Annotated in this window: 22 protein-coding genes; 8 read left to right on the top strand and 14 right to left on the bottom strand. The window is 71.9% G+C overall.

Going from position 1 to position 26,768, the window contains the following annotated elements; translation table 11 throughout:
* Window positions 1–259: 259 nt before the first annotated feature.
* The 4 genes from RM788_RS02010 to RM788_RS02025 all read right to left on the bottom strand — a co-directional run bounded on the left by RM788_RS02010 (window position 260) and on the right by RM788_RS02025 (window position 5,119).
* On the bottom strand, window positions 260–583 hold the full coding sequence (locus RM788_RS02010; protein ID WP_315929720.1) for a hypothetical protein: 324 nt from the start codon (window positions 581–583) through the stop codon (window positions 260–262).
* A gap of 10 nt (window positions 584–593) precedes the next feature.
* Window positions 594–2,042: a nickel/cobalt transporter gene (locus tag RM788_RS02015; protein ID WP_315929721.1), complete on the bottom strand. Its 1,449-nt coding sequence runs from the start codon at window positions 2,040–2,042 to the stop codon at window positions 594–596.
* A complete protein-coding gene (locus RM788_RS02020; protein ID WP_315929722.1) occupies window positions 2,039–3,469 on the bottom strand; it encodes a tetratricopeptide repeat protein in 1,431 nt (476 codons plus the stop codon). Before RM788_RS02020 ends, RM788_RS02015 begins: the two co-directional genes overlap by 4 nt.
* Before the next feature lie 105 nt (window positions 3,470–3,574).
* Window positions 3,575–5,119: a DUF4331 domain-containing protein gene (locus tag RM788_RS02025; protein WP_315929723.1), complete on the bottom strand. Its 1,545-nt coding sequence runs from the start codon at window positions 5,117–5,119 to the stop codon at window positions 3,575–3,577.
* A 583-nt stretch (window positions 5,120–5,702) separates the two neighbouring features.
* On the opposite strand from RM788_RS02025, the gene RM788_RS02030 reads away from it, so the two are divergent.
* Window positions 5,703–6,851: a glycosyltransferase gene (locus RM788_RS02030; RefSeq protein ID WP_315929724.1), complete on the top strand. Its 1,149-nt coding sequence runs from the start codon at window positions 5,703–5,705 to the stop codon at window positions 6,849–6,851.
* A 167-nt stretch (window positions 6,852–7,018) separates the two neighbouring features.
* A complete protein-coding gene (locus tag RM788_RS02035; protein ID WP_315929725.1) occupies window positions 7,019–7,690 on the top strand; it encodes an AIM24 family protein in 672 nt (223 codons plus the stop codon).
* A gap of 295 nt (window positions 7,691–7,985) precedes the next feature.
* Here the strand turns inward: RM788_RS02035 and RM788_RS02040 are convergent, their stop codons facing one another.
* The 6 genes from RM788_RS02040 to RM788_RS02065 form a co-directional block, all read right to left on the bottom strand.
* Complete coding sequence (locus tag RM788_RS02040) at window positions 7,986–8,453, bottom strand: SRPBCC family protein (protein WP_315929726.1); 468 nt, start codon at window positions 8,451–8,453, stop codon at window positions 7,986–7,988.
* A gap of 317 nt (window positions 8,454–8,770) precedes the next feature.
* Window positions 8,771–9,037, bottom strand: a complete 267-nt coding sequence (locus RM788_RS02045) for a GlsB/YeaQ/YmgE family stress response membrane protein (RefSeq protein WP_315929727.1) — start codon at window positions 9,035–9,037, stop codon at window positions 8,771–8,773.
* Window positions 9,038–9,202: 165 nt separating this feature from the next.
* Window positions 9,203–10,420: an FAD-binding domain-containing protein gene (locus RM788_RS02050; RefSeq protein WP_315929728.1), complete on the bottom strand. Its 1,218-nt coding sequence runs from the start codon at window positions 10,418–10,420 to the stop codon at window positions 9,203–9,205.
* 126 nt (window positions 10,421–10,546) lie between these two features.
* On the bottom strand, window positions 10,547–10,858 hold the full coding sequence (locus tag RM788_RS02055) for a hypothetical protein (RefSeq protein ID WP_315929729.1): 312 nt from the start codon (window positions 10,856–10,858) through the stop codon (window positions 10,547–10,549).
* A gap of 247 nt (window positions 10,859–11,105) precedes the next feature.
* Entirely contained in the window at window positions 11,106–13,529 is a 2,424-nt protein-coding gene (locus RM788_RS02060; protein WP_315929730.1) for a transglycosylase domain-containing protein, read from the bottom strand.
* Between the two features lie 726 nt (window positions 13,530–14,255).
* Complete coding sequence (locus RM788_RS02065; protein WP_315929731.1) at window positions 14,256–15,281, bottom strand: PaaX family transcriptional regulator; 1,026 nt, start codon at window positions 15,279–15,281, stop codon at window positions 14,256–14,258.
* Between the two features lie 226 nt (window positions 15,282–15,507).
* Between RM788_RS02065 and RM788_RS02070 the strand changes: the two genes are divergently transcribed.
* Together RM788_RS02070 and RM788_RS02075 are read left to right on the top strand one after the other, a co-directional pair.
* A complete protein-coding gene (locus RM788_RS02070) occupies window positions 15,508–16,815 on the top strand; it encodes an extracellular catalytic domain type 1 short-chain-length polyhydroxyalkanoate depolymerase (protein ID WP_315929732.1) in 1,308 nt (435 codons plus the stop codon).
* A gap of 115 nt (window positions 16,816–16,930) precedes the next feature.
* Window positions 16,931–17,413 carry a hypothetical protein gene (locus RM788_RS02075; RefSeq protein WP_315929733.1) on the top strand — a complete coding sequence of 161 codons (483 nt, stop codon included), beginning with the start codon at window positions 16,931–16,933 and terminating at the stop codon, window positions 17,411–17,413.
* A 91-nt stretch (window positions 17,414–17,504) separates the two neighbouring features.
* Here RM788_RS02075 and RM788_RS02080 read toward each other — a convergent pair whose 3' ends face one another.
* The 3 genes from RM788_RS02080 to RM788_RS02090 are packed head-to-tail and all read right to left on the bottom strand — an operon-like array spanning window position 17,505 to window position 20,054.
* The gene (locus RM788_RS02080; protein WP_315929734.1) at window positions 17,505–18,251 is read right to left on the bottom strand and encodes an FAD:protein FMN transferase; all 747 of its coding nucleotides are present in this window, start codon (window positions 18,249–18,251) and stop codon (window positions 17,505–17,507) included.
* On the bottom strand, window positions 18,248–18,673 hold the full coding sequence (locus RM788_RS02085; protein ID WP_315929735.1) for an FMN-binding protein: 426 nt from the start codon (window positions 18,671–18,673) through the stop codon (window positions 18,248–18,250). The genes RM788_RS02080 and RM788_RS02085 overlap by 4 nt, the downstream gene beginning before the upstream one ends.
* A gap of 4 nt (window positions 18,674–18,677) precedes the next feature.
* Window positions 18,678–20,054 (bottom strand): ferredoxin reductase family protein, encoded by a 1,377-nt coding sequence (locus tag RM788_RS02090; RefSeq protein WP_315929736.1) that lies wholly within the window; start codon window positions 20,052–20,054, stop codon window positions 18,678–18,680.
* 332 nt (window positions 20,055–20,386) lie between these two features.
* On the opposite strand from RM788_RS02090, the gene RM788_RS02095 reads away from it, so the two are divergent.
* From RM788_RS02095 to RM788_RS02110, 4 genes are all read left to right on the top strand, one after another.
* Window positions 20,387–20,635: a hypothetical protein gene (locus RM788_RS02095; RefSeq protein ID WP_315929737.1), complete on the top strand. Its 249-nt coding sequence runs from the start codon at window positions 20,387–20,389 to the stop codon at window positions 20,633–20,635.
* A gap of 586 nt (window positions 20,636–21,221) precedes the next feature.
* The gene (locus tag RM788_RS02100) at window positions 21,222–23,204 is read left to right on the top strand and encodes an aminotransferase class I/II-fold pyridoxal phosphate-dependent enzyme (protein ID WP_315929738.1); all 1,983 of its coding nucleotides are present in this window, start codon (window positions 21,222–21,224) and stop codon (window positions 23,202–23,204) included.
* Between the two features lie 2 nt (window positions 23,205–23,206).
* On the top strand, window positions 23,207–24,190 hold the full coding sequence (locus RM788_RS02105; protein WP_315929739.1) for a UbiA family prenyltransferase: 984 nt from the start codon (window positions 23,207–23,209) through the stop codon (window positions 24,188–24,190).
* 52 nt (window positions 24,191–24,242) lie between these two features.
* On the top strand, window positions 24,243–25,508 hold the full coding sequence (locus RM788_RS02110; RefSeq protein ID WP_315929740.1) for an FAD-dependent oxidoreductase: 1,266 nt from the start codon (window positions 24,243–24,245) through the stop codon (window positions 25,506–25,508).
* A gap of 149 nt (window positions 25,509–25,657) precedes the next feature.
* Here the strand turns inward: RM788_RS02110 and RM788_RS02115 are convergent, their stop codons facing one another.
* On the bottom strand, window positions 25,658–26,650 hold the full coding sequence (locus RM788_RS02115) for a methyltransferase (protein WP_315929741.1): 993 nt from the start codon (window positions 26,648–26,650) through the stop codon (window positions 25,658–25,660).
* Window positions 26,651–26,768 lie beyond the last annotated feature (118 nt).

A 26,768-nucleotide genomic window follows, 5' to 3' on the forward strand; every position in this document is an offset into this window, starting at 1 on the left:
GCGCGGTCCGTTTTTTCCGCTCCCACAAGCGAATTCCCGGAGCACGCGGTGCCGGCGAGTGACCCGCTGGGCAGCACGGCCTACGACGTGGACGGACACGAACTGGGGCGGGTGGCCGACCTGGTCGCCGCGCCCGGTGCCTGGGAACGCGCCTGAGCACCGCGTGGCCCCACTCCGCGCCAAGTGCTTGCCCGACTGAGCCCGCACCACCCCCAGCGACACCGGCCCCGCGTCGAACATGACGCGGGCCGGTACTCGTTTACCCCACGATGGACGAAACGTTGGCGCGGTCGGCTCCCAGCCGGATGTAGAGGTCCGCCCACGCCTTGTCCTCGACGGAAGCGCCGTTGCCGTCACAGAACGGTTTGCGGCCGTGCGCGGTGTAGTAGCGCAGCAGGGACAGCACTTCGTCCGAGCGCTTCATGCCCTCGTCGGAGTACCGCGCGCCCGGAGCGGCGGCTTGGTGCTTCAGACAGGCGATGTCGGCCTTGTCCTCGTCGTCGAAGACCGGTCCGGGTTCGGCCTGTGCGGTGCAGGCGGTCAGCGCGAGCACCAGCGCGCACAGTGTGGTGGTTCTCCGCATGTGTGGCTCCCTATCCAAGTCCGAGTGCTGCTCGTGCGGTGAGTCCGAGGCCGACCACGAGCACGAGGGCGGCGGTGAGCACGGGTATCAGCGCCGTCAGGCCGCCGAGTCGGGTGCGGAAGCGGTTCAGGCGTTCCGCGGCTTCCAGTCGGTCGTGCAGGCGGACGAGCAGCAGGCCGACGGCGGTCAGGGTGGCCGCCATGCCGAGGCCGTAGCCGAGCACCAGGAGGACGCCGAACCAGGTGCGGCCGAGCGCGACCGCTCCGAGGAGGACCACGAGCGCCGACGGGCTCGGCACCAGCCCTCCCGCAACACCCATGCCGATCAACCCGGACCGCCCGATCCCGTGACCGTGCCCATGTCCGTGCCCATGTCCGTGGCCGTGCCCGTGGCCATGCCCGTGACCGCGGTCGACCGGCGCGCCCGCGCCGACCAGCACCGGTTCCGGAACGCCCACCGCCGCGTGCTCGGCGCGACGGCGCCGCAGCGCCGACACCAGCAGCGCCACCCCGATGCCCGCGACCAGCAGGCCGCTGACCACCCCCAGCAGGCTCAGCACGCCCTCGCCCGCCACCGCGCTGGAGGCGCTGATCAGCAGCCCGAGCACGAGCACCCCCGCCGTGTGGGTGATCGTCACGGTCGCGCCCACGACGACGGCGTCCTTCGTGGACCCCCGCTTGCCCGCCAGGTACGCGGCGATCACGGTCTTGCCGTGCCCCGGCAGCGCGGCGTGCGACGCGCCGAGCAGCAGCGACAGCAGCACGGCGAGCAACCCGACCGCGGGGGTGAGGTCCCTGCTGCCCGCGACGTCGGTGAACGCCGATGTCGCGGCCCCCACCACCGAGTCGAACGGCCCGCTCCCCCGCCGAGGAGCACCGGCGACCGCGCCGCTGCTGCCGGGACGGGCGCGCAGGTCGACCGAACGGACGTCGAGGGGGTCGGCGAGCAGGTCGTTCGGGTAGGCGCGCAGCTCGTCGCTGGTGCTGGCGGTGGGCACGGGTGAGTCGGACAGGGCGACGCCGTCACCGACGGCGGTCATCTCGCGCCAGCCGATCCGGTCGGAGCGGAAGAAGTCGCGCACCGACACGGTCGACTCGTGGTCGAGCGACACCGCCGCGTCGAAGCGGCAGGTGAGCCGCGTGGTGGCGAGCCCGGCCTCACCGGGCGGGAACTCGACGGCGCCGGATCGCGCGGTCAGCACGGCGGTGGTCCCGTCGACCGACACCTCGGTCGCCTCCCGCACGGCGGCGCACGCGCGGTCTGCGTCGGTGACCGGTTCTTGCAGGGTGGGGATCTCCGCGCTGTCGACGACCACGCGCAGGTCGATCCGATCGGTGTGCAGGGTGATGCCGGTGTAGTGGTTGACGGTGAAGTTGCCCAACGGGTGCGCGCCCGCCCGTGCCGGGGCGAACAGCAGGGCGGCGGCGCACAGCACCAGCAGCGCCAGTGGTTTCCTCATCGTGGGCTCCGCAGGTCGGCGAGTGCCCGCTGGGCCTGCGGGGCGTGCAGCGGGGAGAAGTGCGGGTTGGCGCGCAGTGCGGCGTCCAGTACCGCGACGGCCTCGTCCGCACGCCCCACGGCGGCGAGGATCACGCCGCGGTGGAAGGCGAAGCCCGCGTCGACCTTGCCGAGCGCGGCGGCCCTGTCCGCGTACCCCAGGGCTTCGGCGTCGCGCCCGTTGAGGTGCAGCGCCCACGCGAGCGCGTCGGCGACCAGGATGTTGGGGCGCCTGGACCACTCGGCCTCGGCGTGGCGCAGCGCGGAGTCCGCGTCACCGCGGTCGGCGGCCACCACGGAGGCCGCGAGGTCGTCCACCGAGCCCGCCGCCGTGAGGACCTCCTCCTGCTGGGCCAGCACGTCGTACTGGCGGGCCGCGTCGTCGGTGCGGCCCGCGCTGGTCAGCAGCGCGGCGTACTCCTGGAGGTACTGCGGCAGCGGCACCCGGCTCGTGATGGTCAGGTAGGCGGAGAGCGCCTCGTCGGTGCGGCCGCGGGCGGCGGCCGTCCTCGCCTTGCCGTGGGCGAGAGTGGTGTCGTTCGGGTCGGCCGCGAGCCCCCGGTCGTAGTGCTCGTCGGCCAGGTCGAGGTCGCCGGAGTCGAACGCGAGCTCGCCCAGGTAGTACTGGCAGAAGGCGATGTCGTCGGGTCCCGTGGCGTCCTGGAGCGCGCGGCCGAGCGCTTGGCGGGCTTCGTCGACGCGGCCGTGGAGTTCGAGGTCGTAGGAGGCGCGGGTGAACGCGGGCACACCGGGTTCGAGGTCGAGCATCCGCTGGACGGCGGCGGTGGCCTCGTCGGTCTCGCCGAGCTGGGTGTGGGCGTCGGCGAGGACGCCGTACACCTCGGCGGTGTCCGGCAGCACGGCCCGCGCGCGCAGGCCCCAGTCACGGGCGGCGGTGAAGTCGTGGCGGGCGTTGGCGAGCGAGCCCATGCCGATGAGCGCGGGCCCGTTCTCGGGACGCTGGGCGAGCGACTTCTCCAGCGCCCCCTGTGCCTTGGCGTAGTACGAGGGGTCCGCGGTGATCCTGGCCTGCTCCACGTACGCGGAACCCAGCCGCGCCCAGGTCTCCGGATCCTCCGGTGTGGCGCGGAGCCTGGCCTGCGCGGCGGAGATGGCACGGCCGAGCGCGGTCTCGGCGACCGCCGCGGACGCGGGTGGTGGTTCGGCGGGACTCGGGCGCAGCAGGGTGGCGGCGGTGGTGCCGAGCAGGGCGACGCCGCCGACGATCGCGGCGATCGCGAGCAACCGCCTGCGGCCGCTGGGGGAACGCATCGGGGAGACCTCCGGGTCGATGCAGGTCTCGTGGCGCGCCGAACTGGCGCGCCACGAGAGGACCAACTGGACCGTCACCGAGGGCCTGTCCGCGGTGACCAGGCTTGGGGCAGCCACGGGGACACGGGCGGATGGCCCGCGCACAACAGCGACCCATCCGCCCGCACCACCAGAACCGACCTCAGGCCCGACCCCCGTCGAACAGGGTCCGGGGAACAGCCGCTACGCCGTCGCCGGAGCGGACGTCCACTGCGGACGCCGCCGGAGCAGCCACGCGCCGGACCCGATCAGCAGGGTCGCGAGCAGTGCGTTGAGCACCGGACCGGCCGGGAACCCACCGCCGCCGGGAGGCGTGACGGCGCCACCCGACTGCGTGTTGACCCCCGTGTTGGCGGGCAGTGCGACGTACGGGAACGACGTGCCGAACGCCTTGTCGTTGGCGTTCACCGCGTCACCCGCCGCCAGCGCGGGCACGATCCCGCTCACGGCCGCGCCTTCGAGCGCCTGGACTTCGATGTCGAGCACGTCGTCGGTGAGCCTGCGACCGTTCGGGAAGCCCTGGAGGTCGCCCGCCAGCACGCCCAACCGGTTCGGCTGCGCGGCCACCGGCACCGACGTGTTGAGCCGCAACTGCTCCGAGGGCACGAACCGCTTCGGGTTCACGTCCGCGTTGTCGAGCTGCGAGTTCAGATCCGCCGTGATCGGCCCCGGCGTCTTCGTGGTGATGCCCGTCAGGAAGATCTCCACCAGGTCGTTGCGCGGAGTGGCGGGCGCGGGCAGCCCGTAGATGCCCTGGATCAGCTTCGGCACCTCCGGGTCGGTCACCCGGTTGACCAGGTCCGGGATCTTCGCGTCCTGGTCGGGGGTCAGGGAGTTGAACTTGTCCTTGAGCCCCGCGGGCACGACGACCTCGTTGACCAGCGGGTTGCCCAGCCGCGAGACCTGCACGAACGGTCCGAGCGGCTTGGACTGGCCCGGCGTGAGCAGCATGGACTGCCGTTCGGTGTCGCTCCACACGCCGATCACCGGGTTGCGCGTCGCGTCGCCCTTGAGCGCCAGCGCCGACTTCGGCACCTGCAAGGCGATCGTGTTGACGTTGTAGCCCTTGAGCGTGTCCTGCCCGACCTCGGACAGGTTGCCGCCGTAGAGCAGGTCGAACACCCGCAGGTCGAGGAAGAACGAGTCGTCGGCCTGCCCGACGAACGACTTCCCGCCACCCGGCACGTCGGTGACCGCCTGGTTCCGCAGCGTCCCGTAGTCCGGCATCGACGCCGCGCCGGTGTTGGACGGTGCGACCGGACCGGACTTGACCAGCCGCTTCGAGTGGCCGTTCCCGTCGATCACCTCCAGCTCGTAGTTCTGCCGGAACAGCAGGTTCTCGTCGTCGAGCGACGTGACCTGGCCGTTGTCGTAGAGGAAGGTCGACTTCCCGCGCTTGTCCTGGTTGGTGAAGGTCCACCGGTAGGTCAGATCGGGGCGCGCGTCGCCGTCGTTGTCGATGTTGATGTCGTAGCGGGCGTCGGTGGCCCACGGGTAGAAGTTCGGCCCGCCGTTCGGCTCCTGGAACGGGTACCAGTTCGCCACCAGGGTGACGGTGTCCGGTTTGTCGGGGCTGACGAACGCGTACACGTCGGTGTTGTCCACCGGCGGGTCCGCCGCGATCAGCGGGGCTTCCCGGTGGCTCGACGCCCCGGCCGTGCCGGGCCCGAACCCGACGAGGCCTGCCGTGAGCAGGGTGCTCCCGGCCGCGATCAACGCGACCGCCACACGTCGCCTGTGACGTGGGCGAGGCGGTGCTGACATGGTCCATCCCTTCATCCGCGGACGGCGTCGTGACGCGATCCGCGGAGTTCACGATCAGATCGAATGCCGTTCGACGCCCTCGCCGATCGGTCGCACGTCATTCGAAACCGCTCGTGACCCGGTTCACCTTTCTCGAAAAAAACACCTGGTCGAGGGTTGTTGCAGCCTGGTTGCAACAAGAATCGCCGATTCGCAAGAATTATTCACGACGTCGAATACGAAGCTTGTTCGTCAATTCGGCCCGCCGCCCCGGAGTGGAGGCAGGACGAAGACCGGGAGAACAACGCGCGATTCGTCCAACCCCGAACCGTGCGCCTCCGACGAGCACCTCCCCCGTGAGTTCCGAGCCCTCATCGGCGAATGACGAACAACGACGGCGCATTGGCATCATTGAGCCCATTTTTCGGGCACATGACGGCTAGGGTTCCCGAAGCGCCTGCCATGACCTCCGCAAACCCGGCGCGGACTCCGAAGTGAGACGGTTTCCGGTCCGCGGCGGCCGAATGCGGTCTTCTTCCACGGGGATGGACTCACTACGTTCTTCCCGGTGCGAATCCTCTTCTCCAGCCTCGGCTCCCACGGTCACACGTACCCGCTCCTGCCGCTCGTGATCGCCGCCCGCGATGTGGGCCACGAGATCACGTTCGTGACCACGGCCCCGTTCGCGAGCACCTTCACCAGGTACGGCGTCGACCACGTCACGGGAGGTATGGACATGCTCGCGGCGTTCGACCTGGCCAACGCGGGCCCCGCCGCCCGGAAGAAACCCGATTTCCGTCCGGAACGGGTTTCGAAGGTGTTCGGCTCGATCCTGCCGCGCAGCTGCGCCGCGGACCTGGCTCCGATCATCCTCGACCGCAAACCCGATCTGATCGTGCACGAACTGGCCAACCCCGGCGCGGGACTGGCCGCGAGGGTCGCGGGCATACCCGCGGTGTGCCACTCCTTCGGCCGGATGTGGCGGCCCACCGGCACCCCCGAGGCCCTGCGCGCGAACCTGGCCGAGGTCGCCGACGAACTCGGCGTCGACCTGCCCGACGGCGACCACCTCATGCCCCTCGGCAACCCCTACCTCGACATCTGCCCGCCGTCGGTGCAGGATCCGGAGTTCCCGGTCTCCTCGACCACGGTCGTCCCGCTGCGGCCGGTGGCGTACTCCGAACCCGGCGAACTGCCGTCGTGGGTGCGCGAACACCGGAGACCGCTGGTGTACCTGACGCTGGGCACGGCGTTCGGCGACAGCGGCGTGCTGCGCACCGCCGTCGCGGGCCTGTCCAGGCTGGACGTGGTGGTGGTCGTGTCCACCGGCCCGAGCGTCGCACCGGAGTCGCTGGGCGACGTTCCGGACAACGTGGTCGTGCGGCAGTGGTTGCCGCAGGCGGACCTCCTGCCGCACACGGACCTCGTCGTGCACCACGGCGGAGCGGGCAACACGATGGGCACGTTCGCCACGGGCGTGCCGCACCTGGTCCTGCCGCAGGGCGCCGACCAGTTCAGCAACGCCGCCATGATCACCGCCGCGGGCCTCGGCGACCAGGTGCTCGCCGCCGACCTCACCGCCGACGTGATCGAGACCAAGGCGCGCCGCCTGCTCGCCGACGAGACCGTGCACAAGGCGGTCAGGACGATGGCCGACGAGGTCGCGGCCATGCCGTCACCCCACGACGTGGCCCGCCGACTCGCCGACCACACCTGAGACCGGTCACCGCCTGACCGCGTTCCGGGACGGCCGGGATCGCGGTCAGGCGCGGCGGCTCCGGTCGCCGGGTCGCGGCAAGGCCCGTCGCGGGGCCGTTCCCCGCACCGGTCCCCCGGCACGGCCCGAGGATGCGGGCGCTGATCACCACCTGCACCATTGGGGACATGCGCAGCTCACTGTTCGACCACGCGGAGCGATCCGTCGAACCAGGCGGTTTCCACCTGCAGAACGACCGGATGCTCAAGGTGGACCTCACCGGCAGCGGCGGGTTCTTCTTCGCCAAGCAGGGATCGATGGTCGCCTACCAGGGCGACGTCGACTTCGCCTACGAGGGCAGCGGCGGTCTCGGCAAGCTGTTCAAGAAGGCCTTCACCGGCGAGGGCATGTCGCTGATGAAGGTGTCGGGCAGCGGGGACGTGTTCCTCGCCCAGGACGCCGACGAGATCTTCGTGCTCCACCTGGAGGACGAAGGGGTCACCGTCAACGGCAAGAACGTGCTCGCGTTCGACAGCACGCTCACGTGGGACATCAACCGCACCGAGGGCGCGTCGATGCTCAGCGGCGGCCTGTTCAACACGACGTTCAAGGGCACCGGGTCGCTCGCCGTCTCCGCCTACGGGACACCGGTCGTGCTGAACGTGGACGTGCCGACGTTCGTCGACATGCAGTCCGCCGTCCTGTGGTCCACCTCGTTGCAGTCCTCGATCCGCAAGACCGCGAAACTCGGCGCCATGATCGGCCGCGGCTCGGGCGAGGCGTACCAGCTCGCCCTGTCGGGTCAGGGGATCGTCGTCGTCCAGGCGTCCGAGGGACACCCCGCGCCTCCCGCGCAGTAGGCGCGGAAGTGCGCCGGTCCCGCGTTCCATCCGGCGGGACACCGCGGAATGCGGGACGATGACGGCACTCCTTCATGTGTCTGCGGGAGACGGATCGGGTGGCGCTCGGTGCAATGCCCGGCGCCACCCGAACCGGTATCCGTCGGCGCCCATCCGTTGCGGTGCCGGATGAAGGCGCTTCCTCAGCGGAACGCCGCTCCTCGACGCCGGCGGAGCCCAGGCCCACCTGCCCCGGACGCGGCAGAGGCCGCCGCGCTGGTGCGCGACGGCCTCCGGAACGAGTTCGGCTCGGCGGTCAGTGCTGGGCGGGGCGGTCGACGTTCCCGCGCCACTCGCCGGTCTCCTGCCCGTCGCGGAACTCGATGAAGGTCTTGAACCTCTGCATGTCGCCCTTGACCTTGCGGTCCAGGACGCCGAGCTTGTCGGCGACGTTCTCGACGAACCCCTCCGGGTCGATGTCCATCTGCGCGGTCACCCGCGTCGTGGTGTCGTCGATGCGGTGGAAGGTGATCACCCCGGCGTGGGTGGGGCCGGAGTCCGAGGTCCACGCGACCCGCTCGTCGGGGTGCTGCTCGGTGATCGTCGCGTCGAACTCCTTGGTCAGCCCTGCGACGGAGATCTTCCAGTGGGTGTGGGTGTCGTCGATCTGGCGGATCTCCTGCACGCCGTCCATGAACCGGGGGAAGGACTCGAACTGGGTCCACTGGTTGTAGGCGGTCGAGACGGTGGCCTTCACGTCGACGGACTCGGTGATGGTGCTCATCGAACAGGACTCCCGTTCATGTTGGGGGCTCTGGGTTTCGGGGTCGGGCACGTCGGTCGCCCCACGGCGTCGTCGACTCCGACATCACGAGGCTTACCCGCCTGCGGTGGCGTGAAACGACCAAGGCGTGATGAACACCCGATCGGGCCGCAGTCGTCTTCCCGTCCGCTGGAGTGCATGGGATCTCGGACGGCGGGCAGTTCCGCGGTCGGTGGTCCGTCGACAAAGGACCCCGGTGAGCGGACAACTCCGACGGACGCGCGAAAAGGGGCCCCGGTCGCGATGTCGCGACCAGGGCCCTCTTCGTTCGTGCGGGGTCAGGCGTGTGCGCGCCGACCGGTGACGAGCCGGTAGATGCCGAGCAGCACCAGCGAGCCGAGGATGGCCAGCAGCCAGGTGCTGAGGTCGAAGAAGTTGTTGATGTCGCTGTTGAACAGCGCGCGGCCGATGAAGCCGCCGAGGATGGCGCCGACGATGCCGATCAGCATCGTGATGATGATGCCGCCGGGGTCCTTGCCCGGCATGATCGCCTTGGCGATGGCACCGGCGATGAGGCCGAGGACGATCCAGCCCAGGATACCCACGATGACTACTTCCCTTCCTCCGACGACAACGACGGGCCGCTGCCGCTCTTCACTGCTCGCAGGGAAGATGCCCGCAGGACGTGAATCCCAAACGCGTTCGGTCGTCGGATCTTCGAACCGCCGCGACAGTCCACTTGGACGCCCTGCGACCCCCTCGTCGGGAAGTCACCTCGGTCGCGCGTGACGCCGCCAGGCGCTGTAGGACAGCAGGGCGAAGGACTCCGGACGGATCAACCAGGGCCACGGGTGGACCTCGACCGGCCGCACGGTGCGGGACCGCCGCCGCCAGCCGGGAACCGGGGTCCACGTCGCCGCCACCCGGCGCCCGGCCAACTCCGCCTCCGGGCGTCCGCGGTGGACGTGCACGGGGCGGGTCGTCGCGAGTTCGCCGAGGGTCTGCGCGAGGAACACCAGCCTGGTTCCGGACAGCCGCAACCGGGCCAGCAGCGGCTCGTCGAACACGAACACCGCGGGCCGGTCCGGCACGGCGGCCAGCGCGGGGTCGCGGCCGCCCAACGACTCCGCGGTCAGCCACACCACTTCACCCCCACCGCCCTCGACGTGCGCAGGCCCGGCGGGGATGGGCGCCCGACCCAGGTCGGGGCCGTCCACCGGCGCACCGGGTTCCGCGTCCGGCCACGATTCCACCGGGCAGTCGTCGGCCAGCGCGCAGGACGCGCACAGCGACGGCGCACGCCGGAGGACCTGCCACCGGCTGAAGCCGTAGGGCTTCCCGCTGCCCGTGCCCACCGTCCACTGCCAGCCGAGCCGGTTCGCCGCGCGGGAACCGTCCACCAGGTGCGCGAACATCTCGTCCTCGCCCGCGGCCCAGTCCCGGCCGGCGCGCACGGCCCACTGCGAGGCCAGCCACATCCTCGCCTGGTTGACCAGCCACCCGTCCTCGCGCAGTTCGGTCACCATCGCCGACATGCATGCCATGTCGTCCGGCCAGGGCTCCCCCGACCACCCGGCCCCGGTGCGCGGAGGGCCGTAGCGCAGCGGTCGAGAGGTGCTCCCGCCAAGCCTGGAGTAGAGGTGGCGGGCGTACTCCTGCCACAGCAGTTCGTCGCGGTACTTCGCCCGGTCGCGGTCCGGCGCGCCCTCCACCGCCGACCACACCTCGGGCAGCGGCAGCAGCCCGTGGCGGATGTAGGGCGACAGCCTGCTGGCCCCGCGCGCCGACCGGGGCAGCACCGTGCTCCGCGTGCTCGCGTACCCGGTGATGTCGAGTCCGGCCAGCGCGGCGTCAGCGGCCTTCTGTCCACCGTCGAACGCCGACGCGGCAACGGCTTCCCGCGGTTCGCGGACCAGGTCGCCCAGGTGGTCGCGCACCCAGTCGACGGCATCGGGGCGGTCGGGGGGCGGAACGGGCAGGATCGGCACGCCGACCAGTCTGTGCCCGCGGTACCCACCGCGCCCGACGAAAACGGCTCCCCTCCCGGTGGGGCCACCGATCCGCCACGACCGCGAAAACCCGACACCGGGCTTCGCGCCGCGTTGGGGTGGGGCTCACTCCTCGCCGCGGTGGGCGCGCAGCCGCCTGCGTGCCTCGTGGCGGCTGCGGCGGCTGCGGCGGCGGTCCTGACGGCGGAGGGAACTCCACTCGCGGTACCCGCGGCTCTCGCAGCGCCGGAACCAGTGGGAACGGGTGCCCGTCCAGTGGCAGCCCGTCCGGCGCACGCCGAGCGACGCGCTGCCCGCGGTGATCTCCTCGGGGAGGGTGCAGGGACCGAACCGGTGGTCGTGCGCGGGCCCGCAGGCCACCATGGGTTCATCCGCCATGCGGACCCACCAGGGACGGGTCTTGTCGGTCTTGCTCATGCGGGCGCCTTCCGACTCCGCGACGCCCCTTGGCCGGGGCTGTCGTCAGATCGGGTGCACCGCGATCACCTACCGTTCCGGGCTGCCCGACGGATGGGAGCCGGGTCCATGGATACACCTGTTCGACACCCTTGAGAAGCGTGACCGTCCTCGTGGACCGGTGCCGGGGGCACGGCGGCTTCGAGCCCCCGGACGCGGGAAGGGCCCGGTGCTGGTGCACCGGGCCCTTCCCGCTCGTCGGATCGACTCAGGGATCGTTGGAGTTCCGCGGTCCGATACCGATGATCCCGCCGCCACCACCGTTGTTGTTCGTGTTGGTGGTCGTGGTCGTGCCGGTGGTCGGGCAGGTCGGCAGGACCGGCAGGCACTCACCGGGGTTGTCGGGGGTTTTCGCGGTCGACGTGGTCGTGCTCGTCTCCGTGGTCGTGTCGGTCGTCTCGGTCTCGCTGTCTACGGTCTCCGAGGACACCGACGTCTCCGAGGTCGCCGAGGTCGCCGAGGTCGTCTCGGACGTGCTCGGGGCGGGTGGGACCGCCCGGCCGATCATGTCGGCCTTGGGGAAGGTCTCCTTCGGAGTGCCCGCCAACGCCTTGTCCATGAACTTCTTCCAGATCTGGCCCGGCAGGCCGGAACCGTAGACCTGCTTGTCGTCGGCGTTGCGGAGGGGGACGTTGCCCGCCTCGGTGCCCATGTACACACCCGCGGCGAGGGACGGGGTGTAGCCCACCATCCACGCCTTCGAGTTGTCCACGCCGTCGAGCTCGTGCGTGCCGGTCTTGCCCGCGCACTCACGACCCTCGGCGCACTTGGTGTTCTCGCTGTTCTTCGGGATGTCCTTGAGCACGTCGGTGATGTTGTCCGCGATCTGCCCGCTCTTCTCGGGGTTCGCGTCGAACGCGGAGCGGGACTTGTCGGCGTGCTCGAAGAGCAGCTTGCCGTCCGGACCCTCGATCTTCTCGATGAAGAACGGCGCGCGGTAGGTGCCCCTGGCCGCGAACGTCGCGTACGCCGACGTCATGTCGAACGGACGCACGAGCGTCTGACCACCACCGATGGCGATGTTGCCGTCGGGGCTGTCACCGCCGTCCTCGCCCTTGAGCAGCTTGCGCACCTCGTCCCCGACGGTGACCTCTTCGGGGATGCCCGCCTCGTAGGCGGCCTTGGCCACGGCGCCCGTGGTCACCTTGTTGACGGCCATGTCGTAGAACACGGTGTTCACCGACTTGACCATCGCCTCGCGGACGCCGCAATGCGTCGGGATGGTGCACGCGACGCCTTCGGCGTTCCTCACCGGGTTGGACTCGCGACCGGGGAACTTGCGCGGTGAGCTGCCGTCGTAGACCTCGCCGACCCCTTGGCCGAGCTTGAGCGCCGCGACCAGGTCGAAGGGCTTGAACGACGAGCCCGGTTCCTGGAGCGTGCCCTTGTTGTAGTCGATGCCCACACCGTTGCTCCCCGCCCAGTAGGCGCGCACGGCGCCCGTGCCGGGGTCGATCGCGGTCAGCGACTGCCGCAGGACCTCCGGCTGACCCTTCATGACCTCGTCGACGGCCTCCTCGGCCGCGGTCTGCATCCTGGGGTCGATGCTCGTGTGGATGGTGATGCCGAGCTTGAGCGCCTGGCCCTCCGTCAGGTTGATGCCCTCACCCTCCATCTCGGCCTGGACCTGGGCCTGGATGTGGGCGCGCACCCCCTCGGGCGCTCCCTGCTGGACCTCCGCCAGGGGTTTGAGGGTCGGGTACGACTGGCTGTCGTAGTACTCCTGGGTGATCCACTTCTTCTCGAGCATCTGACCCATCACGAACTTCCAGCGGGCGACCGGGTACTTCTCCTCCTCCGACCGGCTGGGGTTCTGGATCATGCCCGCGATCAGGGCGGCCTCGGACGCGGTGAGGTCCTGGACCTCCTTGCCGTAGTACATCTGCGCCGCGGCCTTGATGCCGAACGCGGAACGGCCCTGGTAGATCGTGCTCAGGTACGCGGCGAGGATCTCGCCCTTGCTCTTCTGGTTGCTCATCTTGTAGGCCTTGACGACCTCGGTGAACTTCCGCGACAGCGTCGGGTCCTCGTTCTCCGTCGCCTTCTTGACGTACTGCTGCGTCAGGCCGGAACCACCGCCTTCGCCGCCGCTCACCTGGAACCAGGCTGCGCGCGCGATGCCGACGAAGTCGAAACCGGGGTTGGTCTCGAACGTGGCGTCCTCGGCCGCGAAGACCGCGTGCTTCACGTCGTCGGTCAGGTCGGGGTCGTCGACGGCGAGGAGTTCCCGGTTCGAGCCCTGCGGCGAGATCTTCGCCATCTCGGAGCCGTCGGAGTACAGGATCGTGACGGCCTTGTCCTGATCCCTCGCGAGCGCCGCGGGGTCCGGCACCTCGACGAACTGGTAGGCGATCGCGAAGGCGACCAACGGCGCGAGGACCATCAGACCGGCCGCGATGTAGCTGACGCGGCGGACGCGGCGCCAGATCTTCTTCTTCCGCAGGCGGCGCTCTTCGTCCTCGGACAGCTCGTCCTCGGACAGCTCCTCGGAGTCGGGTTCCTCGTCGTAGGCGTCCTCTTCCGGGTACATCGACAGTTCGTCGGGTTCCCGGTGGGTGAGCAGGTCGGGCTCGCGCTCCACCGGCGGCCGCACCGGCTCGAGCAGGTCCGTCAGCTCGTCGGCCTTGTTCACGGCGGGCGGAGGCGTGCCGGGGCCACCCCGGCGGGCGCCGCCCTGGCCGCCGGGAGGCGGGGCGGGGTTCCGGGGTCCGCCGCGGGGCGGGACGGGGGGACGGTCGCCCTGCGGCGGCGGGCCACCCGCGCCGCGGGGCGCGGGTCCGCCCTGGGGCCCGCGGGGAGACCGGTCCTGGTTCGCGGCTCCCGGCGGGAAGCCCTGCTGCGGCCGACCGCCGCCGGGAGGTGTACCGGGACGCGCGCCGGGAGGTGCGACCGGACGTGCGCCGGGAGGTGTGCCGGGACGCGGCGGAACAGCGCCCTGCGGAGGGCGCGGGAAACCGCCGGGCGGTGTGCCCGGTCGCGGGGGCGGGTTCACGCCTCGCGGCGGGTTCCCAGCGCCGCGCCGGTCGTCCGGCTGATCGGGGGCGCCGTGGCTCCTGCCCGCCGGGCCGCCGTCCGGATCGTCCCCCGTCGGCCACTGCGGTTCCCCGCCACGTCGCCTGTCGTCTTGCTGGTCGTTCACTAAGAGGCCCTCCCAGACCAGCGCACACGTGTGCGCGGTACCGCCGTCATGTGCCGCGGACGTCCGGTCGCGTCGGCAGGCGCGCGGAGCGGATCCACTCCGCCGCTACTTCCGAGTTTTCGGGTCACGCGTCACCAGGACGTGTGAACGCCCCGATGGTTGCGACCAGTTTCGCGGCAGGTCTCCCGGACGTGCGCGGCGGGTCCCCGCCCCGGCCGTTCACCCGTTGGTGTTCGAGTCGCGTCGCGGTCCCTCCCCGTCGGCGCACAGGTCGCCCGTCGGACCTCCCAGCAGGTCGGCGACGGTGTGGGCGCGGACACCGACGAGCGGTTCGGTGGCGAACCGGTCCGCGACGGCCCGGAAGTGGTCTTCGGCGGGTGCGGCGAGGCCGTCGTAGACCGCGGCGAACAGGTCGCGGGCGGCCTGGCGGGGCCATCCCGGCGGGAGCAGGTCGAGCGGCAGCCGCGGGTCGAGGATCGGCAGGCGGCGGTAGGTGTCCATGACCTCGGTGCGGGCGCGGACCGCCTCGACACCGGTGATCGGGGTGCCGACGTCGGGCAGCAGCGGGCTCCACCTCCGGATGAAGGCCTCGTACTCCCCGGCGATGGCGGCGGTGTCCCAGGCGTCCAGGGGGTTGCGGCCGACGGAGGCGCCGAGGTCGACGTGCCGCGCCCGGAAGACGGTCACCGCGCCGGGGGCGAGTTCGGCCAGGTGCGCCTTCGCCTTGGGGACGAGGTCCTGGGGCGAAACCCAGAGACCGTCGTAGAGAGGCGCGTAGCCGAGCCAGCGCAACTGGTTGCGGAGTTCACGTCGCCGGGTCACCTCGTCCTGGGGCAGGGAGAAGGCGACCAGGGTCCACCGCCGGTCCCACTCGCCGATGGCGGTGGCGGCGGAGACGATGGCCCGGCCGCCGACGGCCAGGTCGAGGGCCGCGGCCGGGGTGAGCCGGTAGGAGCTGGTGCGCCCGTGCTTGCTGCCCTCCAGCACGCCGCGGCGGGAGAGGCGGCTGATGGTGGTGCGGGCCCCGGCGTGGCTGACGCCCGACTCGGCGAGCAGGGCCACGATGGCCGCCGACGGGATCCAGGCGCGGGTGCCCAGGGTGAAGTCGGCCAGCAGCGTCACGGCCAAGCCCTGCGGCGAGTTGCCCGTCTGCCGCCGGGGCAGCCGAACCGGCCCGGCGACGTCGTCCGGGAAGATCTCGTCGATGTCGTAGAGGCTCGTCACGGCGGCTCCGGCGCGGATCACGGGCAGGTCGTCCGACTGTAATCGGCTCCTGATGGGGCGGGCACGACTGGTGGATTGCTTGATTGACAGTCTTTCGGCCAGCGGGCAGGGTAAGTGTCACACGATGGAATCGGCTCGATCAGCCGGGATTCGTGCCTGCCGGGGCACCCCACACGTGGACCTTCCCCTCGGCCGCCCTTTGCCAATCGCCACGGGCGGACGTGCGCGGAACGAAGGAGTCGAACGCATGAAGGTCAAGCTCAGCCTGCTGCTCGTCGCCGTCACGTCGCTGGTCGTCGGCGGCCTCGCCATCACCGCTCCCCCACCCGCTTCCGCGGCGTCGTTGACCGAGATCACGAACTTCGGCGACAACCCCGGCGGGATGCGGATGCACGTCTACGCACCGGATTCCCGCCCGGCCAACCCCGCGATCGTGGTCGCCATGCACGGTTGCGGCGGTTCGGGCCCCGCCTTCTACTCCGGCAGCGAGTTCGCCTCGCTCGCCGACCGGCTCGGGTACGTCGTCATCTACCCCAGCGCCCAGCAGGAAGCCGGGTTCGGCAAGTGCTTCGACACCTGGTCCGCCGCCGCCAAGCGCCGCGGTGGCGGCAGCGACCCGGTCTCCATCATCTCGATGGTGGACTACGTCGAGCGGACCTACGGCGGTGACCCGAGCCGGGTCTTCGCCACCGGGTCCTCCTCCGGCGGCATGATGACCAACCACATGCTCGCCCTCTACCCGGACGTGTTCAAAGCGGGCGCGGCGTTCATGGGCGTGCCCTTCGACTGCTTCGCCAACGCCGCGGACTACCCGCCCAGCGGCAAGTGCACCGGCAACGGAGGCGCCAACCGCACCCCGCAGCAGTGGGGCGACGCGGTCCGGCAGGCCAACCCCGGCTACACCGGAACCCGCCCGCGCATCCAGCTGTGGCACGGCACCAGCGACACCCTCGTGCCCTACGCGCTGCTGCAAGAAGCCATCGAGCAGTGGACCGACGTGTTCGGCCTGAGCCAGACCCCGACGTCCACCGACACCCCCCGATCCGGCTGGAACCGGCGCCGCTACACCGACACCTCCGGCACCACCCTGGTCGAGGCCTACAGCATCCAGGGCGCGGGCCACACCCTCCCGACCACCGGCATGGCGGCACAGGCCGTCGCCTTCTTCGGCCTCGACGGCCCCGGCACCCCCACCACGACGACCACCACCACGACCACGACGGCGCCGCCCGCCACCGGCGCGTGCAAGGTCTCGAGCAAAGTCACCGCCTGGAGCACCGGCCTGACCGAGAGCATCACCATCACCAACACCGGGAGCACCGCGATCAACGGCTGGTCCCTGGCGTTCTCCCTGCCCGGCGGGCAGTCCATCACCTCCGGCTGGAGCGCCACCTACTCACCGTCCTCAGGGGCGGTCACGGCGCGCAACGCGGTCTACAACGCCACCATCCCCGCCAACCGCTCGATCGACATCGGCTTCCAGGCGAGCCACAGCGGCAACACCGCCACACCCTCCGCCTTCACCCTCAACGGCTCGGCCTGCTCCACCGCCTGACCAACGCGCCGGTGTCCCGGCCACCGCCTCGGTGGCCGGGACGCCGTGCGGAACCGGATGGGCGACGACGGGCTCGGCCACCTTGTCGGATGACCGTCGGCCAACGGGAGTCCCCGTGGTCCGTGCTGGGAACCCCGATCCCGTCGTGCCGTCCTACTCGCACTCGGGGCCGCGAACGGCCCTCGGCACGAGGGGCGGCCCCGCCGTGACCCACATCTCCGGACTCGCGCTCGCCGCGGCGTCCGCCCTGCTGCTGACCGCCTGTTCCGGCACCCCTGCGACATCCACCGCGAACCCGGCGGTGACGACCTCGGCCGTCCAGTCGGACACCACCGGCTCCGCTGTGCCGGGCACCGCGGCCCCGGTGTCCGGCGCCGACGTCTGCGGGTACCTGCGCGGCCAGATCCCGACCTTGGCGGGAATCGGGTCCGAGGTGGGCGCGATGGCGAACCTCACCACCAACCTCTACTCGTGGTACGAAAAGCAGGGCGTGGTCCCGGACGGGGCGCAGATCGACAAGCAGGTCCAGCAGGAGTGCCCGGATGTGGCGGCGCAGGTCTACGAGCTCGCGGGCATCACCGGTTTCGCGTCGCTGTAGCAGAACACCACCAGCGGGAGCAGTCGAACGGCCACCCGACCGGACGGGCCAGGTAGGCGGTTCCCCTTTCCCCCGCGCGTTCGGTCGTCGGTCAGACGGACGTGGTCGACATGTCCGACCACACCACGAGGCCGCTGCGGCCGGGTTGCCCGCTCAGCCAGGACGCGGCGTCGCGGTCGTGGGCGTAGGCGGTCGTGGCGTCGATGTCGGCCCACGTCAGCGAAGCCGTCACGACAGTGACGGACGCGACGTCGATTGGCGGGCGGCCGGTGCGGGCGTCGACGACGTGCTTGCCGCGGTGGGCGGCCCCGGAGGTGGCCACCGCGCCGGTGAACACGGGGACGACCGCGACCAGGCGACTCGGGTCGTGCGGGTCCTCGACGCCGATCCGCCACGGCGGGGCGTCCGGGTCGAGGGTCCGGCAGAGCAGGTCGCCTCCCGCGGAAAGGCAGAAATCGGTCTCCGCCAAGGCTTCCAGGTGCACGGCGGCGCGTTCGACCGCCCATCCCTTGACCACACCGCTGGGATCGAGCACGACCTCGCCGCCCGCCCCGGCGCGGCGCACCCGGAACGCGCCGTGCGACCGCCGCTCGGCCAGGTCGCCCAGTGCCAGCACTTCGGCGACCTCGGCCGGGCAATCGGCCAGGTCCACCTCGCCCCGGCCCAGCCGGGACACGAAGGAGTCGGGCCGGTAGGTGCTGAACACCCGGTCCACCCGGCGCAGCGACGCCATCACCCCGGCCCACGCGTCGCGGGCCCGGTCGTCGGCGGCGTGCCTGCCGCGCGCCACGAGGCTGATGGGCATCCCCATGACGTGGTCGACGTACCGGGTGGTCACAGGCCCGCCTGGTCCAGCGCGGCCTGCAACGACTCCACGTACCCCTCGCTCGTCACGGTCGCGCCGCTGACCATGTCGACGTCGGCGCTCTGGGCGTCGATCGCCTCCTGCACCAGGATGGGCAGCGCGCGGGCGTTGATCTCCTGGTCCTTGCGGTTGCCGTCGGGGTAAACCGGCACGGCGACCGCGGTGACGCGTCCCCCGCTGATGGTCACCTCCACCTGCACCGGGCCCCACCGCGTGTCGACCGACGGCCCGGTCACGGTGCGCGAGTCGGCGGACCCACCCGTTCCCGGATCGGTCGGCGACCGCACGGACGGGTCGGCGACGACGTCCAGGGGACCCGCCAGGGACGTGCGGTAGCCGAACAGCAGCACCACGACGGTGATCGTGCTGAGCAGCCACGTGACGATGCGCTTCACGCCGTCACCACGCGAACTTCTCGATGTGCAGCCGATCCGGGCGCACGCCCGCCCCGGTGGCCGCGCGGCGCACGGACTCGGCCCACTGCTCGGGTCCGCACACGTACACGTCGCGGTCGGCGATGTCGGGCACCCAGGTCCGCAAGGCGGTCACGTCGTCGGTGCTCACGCCCGCGCCGAGCCAGGAGTGGGAGGACCGGCGGTGGCCGGGGAGGTCCACCACCCGCAGGCCCCGCCGCTCGGTGAACAGGCGCAACTCGTCCGCGAAGAGCGGACGGTCGGTGAACCGGTGCAGCAGGATCGCCTCCCCGTGGCCGTAGTCGAGTCCCGCGGCCAGCGCGCGCAGCGGCGCGACACCGACGCCCGCGCCGATCAGCACCACCCCCGCGCGGGTGCGGGCCCGTGCGGTGAGCCTGCCGAACGGGCCTTCGAACAGGACCCGCGTGCCGGGGCGGATCGACCGCGCGTCCCGGCTGCCGTCGCCCAGTTCCTTGACGGTGATGCGCAGCCTGCGCCCGTCGGGGGCGGCCGACAGCGAGTACGGGTGGCCGCGGGTCCAGCCCTGCCGGTCGAGGAACCGCCAGAGCATGAACTGCCCGGCCCTGGCCGGGAACCGGTCCAGCGCCCGCCCGGCGAGGTGCACCGAGACCACGCCGTCGCCTTCGGGCACCACGGCGGTGACGCGCAGCCGGTGCCGGGCGTTGCGCCACAGCGGAACCCCGATCCGCCACACCAGCACCGCGCCGAGGGCCGCACCCCACAGCGACCACCAGTAGGCCGTGGCCCCTGCGGAGGTCAGGAACTCCTGCCCCGTCCACAGCTGGTGGGGCAGCGCGAACCCGACGCCGAGGTAGGCGTAGAGGTGCAGCAGGTGCCACGACTCGTAGCGGAGCCTGGCCCGCGCCGCCCGGACGCTGGTGACCGCGGTCATGACCAGGCACGCGGTGCCCGCCAGCGCCAGCAGCATCGCGGGGTAGTCGGTGGTGAGGTCCCAGAACGTGGCGGGCACGCGCAGGAGTTCCCCGGCGGCGTAGCCCCACGTGATGAGGACGACGTGCCCGAACATCAGGTTGACCGAGGTGAACCCGACGATCCGGTGCAGCGCGATGAGCCGGTCCTGCCCGAACGCCCGCTCCAGCACGGGCAGCCGGGCCATGAGCAGCACCTGGACCAGCAGCAGATCGGCCGACACCAACCCGGTGAGCCGTCCCAGCGACGTCAGCGCACCCGTCCACCCCGTGAGGTCGCCGATCCCGCCGCCCGCCACCCACCAGCAGGCCACCAGCAGCAACCCGGCCCACAGCACGACGCCCGCGCCGATCCGGACACCCGCGTCGACCCGCGCACCCGTGGCGACCGTCGTCGTGGGCGGTCCGGTCATGACGACGCTCATCCGGACGTCGCCCGGCGGAGCGCGCACGCAGCGGCACGCGGCGGGGTCTTGATGTGGTCCATCGGCACTCCTCGGATCGGGCTTGGCCGTCAGGTTGGCCGGTCATCCCATGTCCAGGACATGAGCGACCTGTGAGTCCGCTGTGTGCCGGTCTACTCAGCGTGCGTGCCCCGACGGCGCGGGTCGCGATGCCCACGACCGTCCCTTCGGGGTGGCCGTCGCGGGGACGCGCAGCTTCCACGACGACCCGCCGCAGGTTCAGGTCATGCGGACACCGGGCACCCCGGTACGTCGGCGATGAGCGGACATGGGGGGCGTGAGTGGATTACTTGATCGGTGTCTGCGGGTTGATCCTGGTCGTCGTCGCGGGTGTGGTGCGGTGGAAGTCGCAGGGCAAGCGGCTCGCCGTCCTCGCCTGCCTCCTGGCGCTCGCGGGCTGGTCGCTGGTCGCGCAGTTCCTCCTCAAACCACTGGTGCCGGCCTCCGCGATGGCCGCGGTCCTGCTGGGCGGCATCGTCGCGGCCGTTCTCGCCGCGGCGGTCATCGGCAAGCGTCGAACCGACCCGTGATCGCGGATGACCTCATCGCCAGGGGATCGCGCCGGTGGAAAGCTCACGCGGAACGATCTTCCTCGTGACGAGTACCGATCCCCGAACCCGAGGATCGGTCCACTGTGGACCGCGAAGTGCCCGCGCCTCGAGGATCGTGTCCACGTCCCCGAATCCGCCGCCACCACCCGCCCCACCACGTGAGACCGACGCCTAGCCCGTTCGAGTGGCACCCTTTCCCGCGGCTGTCATGTTCTCGCCAGATTCCCGGTTCCGCGGCCGGGGGCGGCTCGCGCCACCGACTCGCGTACGGACGCCGGTCATGATCACCTCACACGAACGGCCGCCAACCGTTCAGGCGAGGGCTGCTCCGAACGAACCAACCACTTCCGGCAGCTTTAGCACGACTTCCATTCCGAATATGATTCGCGGAGTTTACGGTGGGTAAACCGGCGCTATCGACATCTGCGCTCATGAGGTGACCGATTGGCGAGTGCTCGACGTTCGCGCAATCCCCTCTTCCCAGGAAGCCGGTAATTCGGTAGAGGTTGTCCGGAACAGCTTTGGTGATTCCCTGACAGGCTCGACCGGTGAACGGGGACCCAGCGTGCCGAACATCGTCCACCAGCTTTCCCTCAATGAGAACTTCGCCCCTCCCCTGCCCGGAGTCCGGGAAGCGGTAATCGATGCCGCCGATCACTCCCACTTGACCCTCGACGCGCTTTCCCGCGAGCTCACCGCCGCGATCGCGACCCACCTCGGGGTCCCCGCCTCCGACGTGATGGTCGGAGCGGGCTCCGGAGCGGTGCTCCAGCAGTTGCTCGACGGGACGGCCGGGCCGGGTACCGAGGTCGTGCACGCCTCGCCGTCGTTCTGGGGGTACGGGCCGCTGGTGGGCAACACCGGCGCCACGCCGGTCGCGCTGCCGCTCGAGGGCGGTTACGGCACGGACGTCGACGCGATGGCCGCCGCGGTGACGCCGCGGACCAGGGCCGTGCTGCTGTGCAACCCGAACAACCCCACCGGGTCGGTGCTGAGCCACGCCGAGGTGCGGCGGCTGCTCGACGCGCTGCCGCCGGACGTGCTGGTGGTCGTGGACGAGGCGTACCGCGAGTTCGCCGACCGCGCCGAGATCGCCGACGCGCTGGCCCTCTACCGCGAGGATCCCCGCGTCGTGGTGGTCCGCACGTTCTCCAAGTCGCACGGACTGCTGGGCCTGCGCGTGGGCTACCTGGTGGCGGCGGAGCACGTCGTCGCGCCGCTGCGCGGCACCGCGCCGTTCTTCCGGGTCAGCACGGTCGCGCAGGCCGCGGCCATCGCCGCGCTGGCCGCCGAGGAGCAGATGCGCGCGCAGTGCGCGGCGGTCTGCGTGGAGCGCGACCGGCTGCGGGCCGCGCTGGTGGACCTCGGGCTGGCGGTGCCGCCGAGCGCGGGCAACTACCTGTGGCTCCCGCTGGGCGCCGAGAGCTCCCCACTGGTGGGGTTCCTCGCCGAGCACGGGGTCGCGGTCGGCGAGGTGGGCGGGCTGGGCGTCCGGGTGACCGTGGGGACCAGGGAGGCCAACGACGCGGTGATCGCGCTGGTCGCGGAGTACACCCGCAAGGGCTTCTCCCCCGCCGCCGAGGCGGTCGTGGCCCGGTTGCGCGGGGCGCTGCGCGCCGAGTGGCCAGAGCGCGACGACCCGGTGCTCGACATCGCCCGCTACGCGCTGCTCGCGCCGGGCAAGATGCTGCGGCCGCTGCTGCTCGCCGCCGCGGCGGGCGCGGTGGGCGGGGACGTGGAACGGGTCGTGCCCGCCGCGCTCGCGGTGGAGTACCTGCACGTCGGGTCGCTGGTGCACGACGACGTGATCGACGGCGACGAGACGCGCCGGGGCAGCCCGTCGGTGCAGCACCGCTTCGGCGTGTCCGACGCCATCGTCACCGGTGACGCGCTGATGCTGCGGACGTTCGGCTCGGTGGCGGCCTGCGTGGAACGGGGTGTGCCGGAGGCGGCCGCGCTGGAGGCGGTGCGCGCGATCTCCGACGCCGGGGTGGACGTGTGCCGCGGCCAGGCGCTGGAGGCCGTGATGGCCTCCGACCCCTCACGTCCGCTGGCGGACCACGTGACGGTGATGGCGCTCAAGACCGGGGCCCTGTTCCGCGGCGCGTGCCGGGCGGGCGCGGTGCTCGGCGGCGCGGGCTCGGCCGTGGTCGACGCGGTGACCCGGTACGGCGAACACCTCGGACTCGCGTTCCAGATGTACGACGACCTGCTGCCCTACCTGTCCGACCCGTCCGTCACCGGCAAGTCCGGGCTGAGCGACCTGCGCAACCTGCGCCCCACCTACCCGGTGCTGCTCGCCCACGAGACGGGCACGCCCGAGCAGCGCGCGCGGGTGGTGGACGCGCTCAGCGGCGGGATGACGCCGGAGGAGGCGTTCGCGGCGCTGCGGGACGTGCTCGACGAGACGGGCGTGGTGAAACGGGGGGTGGAGAACGCCGAGGCCGAGGTCGCCCTCGCCAAGTCCTACCTGGTCGACCTGCCTCCCAGCGACTACACCGCGATGCTCGCCGAGGTCGCGGACATGTCGGTCGACCGGAGGCGGTAGCCGTGGCGACCTGGCGGCGGACCGTCGAGGCGCACGTCCAGACGTGGCGGCCGTACACGCTGCCCTACCCCGGTGTCGTCGGGTTGGCGGGCGCGTCCGTCGTGGGTGGCGCCCCCGAGCCGCGGCACCTGGTCGCGGCCGTGGTGATCCCGGTGCTGGTCTGGCTGGGCGGGCACTACCTGGGTGACTGGCTCGACCGCGACCTGGACGCGATCGACAAACCGCAGCGGCCCATCCCGTCGGGGCGGCTCAGTCCGCGCGCCGCGGTGGGCTCGGCGGTGGTGTGCGAGGTCTGCGCCGCGGCGGTGGCGGTGGCCGTGGGCTGGCGGGTGCTGGTGCTGCTCGTGGTCGGCGTGGTCGGGATCGCCGCCTACAGTCGCCTGTGCAAGGGGCGCGGCATCTCCGGCAACCTGGTGCGCGGCGCGCTGACCTCGCTGGCCGTGCTCGCGGGCGCCTCCTGCGTGCCCGGCGGTCATCCGTGGACGGCGGTGCCGTTCGCGGTGGTGTTCCTGCTGCACGACGCCGCGTCCAACCTGGTCGGCGCCGTGCGGGACGTGGAGGGCGACGAGGCTGGCGGTTACCGGTCGGTGCCGGTGCGGCGCGGTGTCGCCTACGGCGCGCGCCTGGCCCAGACCCTTTACGGCTTGGCGCTGGTCGCGGCCGTGGCGTCCGTGCCCCTGCCGCTGCCCGACCGCACGTCCTACCTGGTGCTGCTGGTGGTGGCCACCGCGATCGGCGCGTGGGTGTTCGGCGGGCTGCTGACCCAGGGCGACGGCATCACCCGCGAGTCGGCGTTGCGCGCCCACAAGGTCCTGGTGGCCGAACGGCTCGTGCTGGCGTGCGCGGTGACGGCCGCCGGCGCGGGGGCGCCGTTCGCGGTGGCGGTGCTGCTGCCGATCGTCGCGTTCAGCGTGATCACCCAGAACGCCATGCGCACCAGGCACGAGATCCCACCGCCCGGACTGCGGAAGGCGACCGCCTCATGACACGGGTGTCCTGCCGCGCGGGCCGTGACGACGACCGGGAACGGGGTGGCGCGTGAGCACCGACGTGGACGTGGTGGTGTGCGGGGCGGGGGTCGCCGGGCTCGCGGCGGCGCACGCGCTGGGCGGGCTCGGCCTGCGCGTGCTGGTGCTGGACAAGCAGCGCGAGATCAGAGCGGTGCCGAAGGGCGAGCTGCTGCAACCCGGCGCGACGGACGTGCTCGCGGACTGGGGGGTGGCCGACGAACTGGCCGCCGACGGCGCCCTGCGCCTGTCGGGCCTGGTGGCGCGCGACCCGCACGGCGCGCCGCTGATGACGATGGACTACGGGGCGCTGCCCACCGAGCGGCCGTGGCTGCTGGTCCACGACTACCACGTGATCCTGGGCGCGCTGAGCCGCACGCTGCCCGCATCGGTCGAGTTGCGGCGCGGGGTGCTGGTGCGGGGACTCGTGCGCGACGAGCACGGTCGCACGACGGGTGTGCGCACGGACGGCGGCAACCTGACGGCGGCGCTGGTCGTGGCGGCCGACGGGGTGTCGTCCCGGTTGCGCCGCGACGCGGGGATCGAGATCGCCCGCGCCGACTACGCGCACCGGCTGGCGGCGTTCGAGCTGGCCGACCAGGCGCCGGGCGAGCACGTGTCCACCTACGCGACCCCGCGCGGCCTGGCGATGCGGTACTCGTTGCCCGGCGGGCGGGCGCGGCTGTACGTGCAGGTCGGGCCGGACGAGCTGCGGGGTGTGGACGCGGGTGCCGCGGGCGGCTGGATCGACGGCTTGGTGCGCGACGTCCCGGCGTTCGCCCCGCTGCGCGAGGACGTCGACCGCGCCTGGTCGACGCGGCAGGTGCTACCGGTGGGCCGGGCGCTGGCCGCGTCGCTGACCGCCGACGGGGTGGTGCTGATCGGGGAGAGCGCGCACGCCGTGCACCCGGCGGCGGGCCAGGGCATGAACAGCTCGATCCTGGACGCCGCGAGCCTGGCCTCGCGGTTGCGCGCGCTCGACGGCGACCTGGCACCGGACCTGCTGGCACCGCGGCTGCGCGAGTGGAGCACCGAGCGCAGGCGGGCGCTGACGCACGTCGGGACGACCAGCCACAACGCCACCCGCATGATCAGCGACCTGTCGCCGTTCATCCGGGTGCTCGGTCGCCGCGCGCTGCGCATGACCGGCGGCAACCGGCGGCTGCGCTACACGATCATGCACAACATGGCCGGGCTGGGACAGCACCCGCTGACCCCGTTGGACCGCCTGCACCAGCTCGGCGTGCTGCCCGACCCGAGGGGCGGGCGGCTGCCGGGTTGGGCGCGGTCGCGGTGACCGCGCACCTGCTCCGGGGAGCCGCGGACCCGCTCCGCCGGACGTGCGGGTGGGCGGCGGCCTCCCCCGGCGCTACCGGGCACGTGACCGCCGCGGGAGGCCCGGCCGAGCGGAGTCGCCCGGCCGGGTGCGCCCGTCGACGTCCCGGATCAGAGCCCGCACTCCACGACGAGCAGGCCGCTGTCCCAGTGGCGGGCGGTGGCGGTGGCGAACCCGGCGCGCTGGGCGAGGGCCCTGAAGTCGTCCTCCGTGCGTTCCCGGCCGCCGAGCAGCGCGAGCGACTGGAGGTCGAACGACGAGTTGTTCTTCGCGTGCTCCTGCCCGGCCAGCACCTCCACGACCAGCAGCCTGCCCGCGCCGACGACCTCGGCGGCGCGGGTCATGATCCGCAGCGCGTCCTCGTCGTCCCAGTCGGTGATGACCCTGGAGATCACGTAGGTGTCGTAGCCGGTGGGCAGCGGGTCGAAGAAGCTGCCGGGCACGAACGCGGCCCGATCCGACAGCCCGGCCTCCTTCAGCGCCGTGGTGGCGTCCGGCTCGACCGGAGGCAGGTCCAGGACGGCGCCGGTCAGGTGGGGGTTCGCCTTCAGCACCTCCGCCAGCAGCGCTCCGACGCCACCCCCGACGTCCAGCACCCGCCTGCTGGACTTCCAGTCGCACTCGGTGGCCACGACCGGCCCGGTCTGCCACGCGTGGACCGCCATGACCCCGCCGAAGAAGATCCGCAGCTCCTCGTCGGCCCCGTAGTCGTCCCAGAACGGGACGCCGTGCACGGTGCCGTAGGCGGACTTGCCGGTGCGCACCGAGTGCGCCATGCCCGCGAAGGCGAGGTCCATCTTCGCTCCCGGCCCCTCGCTGTCGAGCCAGCGCCGTGCCGCGCTGTGGTCCTCGCCGAGGAGCACGCGCGACACGTCGGTCAACGCGTAGGTGCCGGGCTCCGGCTCGGCCAGGAACCCGATGGAGGTGAGGTGGTTCAGCAGCCTGCGCAGCGCGTCGGGATCGGCTCCGGCGGCAGCGGCCAGATCGGCGAGTCCGGTGGTGCCGCCGTCGATCGACTCGGGCAGGTGCAGGGTGACCGCCACCCTGACCGCGAACGGCGTCGCGAGGTCGATCATCTTCGCCAACTCGTCCTGTGCGGTCATTCCGATGAATTCCTCTCGATAGCGCGAGAAACAATTCGTTCACCAAGATCCTGACACCGTCCCGCAAGCGCGGTCAAGAGCACCGCGAAGTGTTCCGTGATTCATGTCGACCGTGTCG

Origin of the sequence: Umezawaea sp. Da 62-37 (assembly GCF_032460545.1) — a bacterium.
Taxonomy (GTDB): Bacteria; Actinomycetota; Actinomycetes; order Mycobacteriales; family Pseudonocardiaceae; genus Umezawaea.

What these genes read in the sequence shown, in the direction of transcription:
- RM788_RS02010 (WP_315929720.1), bottom strand. Translation starts at nt 583, where the DNA reads ATGCGGAGAACCACCACACTGTGCGCGCTGGTGCTCGCGCTGACCGCC.
- RM788_RS02015 (WP_315929721.1), bottom strand. Translation starts at nt 2,042, where the DNA reads ATGAGGAAACCACTGGCGCTGCTGGTGCTGTGCGCCGCCGCCCTGCTG.
- RM788_RS02035 (WP_315929725.1), top strand. Translation starts at nt 7,019, where the DNA reads ATGCGCAGCTCACTGTTCGACCACGCGGAGCGATCCGTCGAACCAGGC.
- RM788_RS02040 (WP_315929726.1), bottom strand. Translation starts at nt 8,453, where the DNA reads ATGAGCACCATCACCGAGTCCGTCGACGTGAAGGCCACCGTCTCGACC.
- RM788_RS02055 (WP_315929729.1), bottom strand. Translation starts at nt 10,858, where the DNA reads ATGAGCAAGACCGACAAGACCCGTCCCTGGTGGGTCCGCATGGCGGAT.
- RM788_RS02070 (WP_315929732.1), top strand. Translation starts at nt 15,508, where the DNA reads ATGAAGGTCAAGCTCAGCCTGCTGCTCGTCGCCGTCACGTCGCTGGTC.
- RM788_RS02090 (WP_315929736.1), bottom strand. Translation starts at nt 20,054, where the DNA reads ATGACCGGACCGCCCACGACGACGGTCGCCACGGGTGCGCGGGTCGAC.
- RM788_RS02115 (WP_315929741.1), bottom strand. Translation starts at nt 26,650, where the DNA reads ATGACCGCACAGGACGAGTTGGCGAAGATGATCGACCTCGCGACGCCG.